Genomic DNA, 644 nt, shown 5'->3' on the forward strand with positions numbered 1-644 from the left:
ATGTGGTTTTGAACTCCTTCATAAAGTTCAAAACCATCATCTGCCGGGCACAAAAAGATATAATCGTATTTTAGAGACTTCCAGAACCGTTCGATCCACACATTGTCCAGCGCCCTTCCTTTTCCATCCATCGAGATCTGTATGCCCTCTTTTTCGAGATATTGGGTCCACAACGCGCTGGTGTACTGGGAGCCCTGATCTGAGTTGAGTATCTCCGGTTTGCCATGCACTTTTATGGTTTCCTCCAGCATCTGCTTGCACCACTGCGCATCCAGGGAGTTGCTTATGGACCAACCTAGGATTTTTCGGCTATAGATATCCATGATGGCCGTCAAATACATAAACCCCGTCTTCATGGGAATGTAAGTTATATCGGTGCACCATACCTGGTTGGGACGGTTGATCTTCATGCCCCGCAGCAGATAAGGCCTTATAAACTGCCTGAGGCCCTGCTTGGTCAGGTTCTTTCGCCTGTACAGGGTTTCGCGACCCATCAGGTGGAACATCCTCCTGACTCGTTTGGGCCCAATAGGGAAGCCCAGCTCACGTAACAGCAATACCATAGACTCAACGCCTTCCGTGGGATGCTGGGTTAAATGCTTGTCCAGGATATTCATCATTTTGATGTTTTCAGGCTTTTCCGG

At 48.4% G+C, this 644-nt stretch carries 1 protein-coding gene; it reads right to left on the bottom strand.

Features of this window, described 5'->3' with window-relative positions; genetic code table 11:
• On the bottom strand, nucleotides 1-620 hold a 620-nt coding region (locus ACX0G9_RS31715), incomplete at its 3' end, for an IS3 family transposase (protein ID WP_459069011.1).
• Nucleotides 621-644 lie beyond the last annotated feature (24 nt).

The sequence above is a fragment of the Flavitalea flava genome (assembly GCF_054461575.1).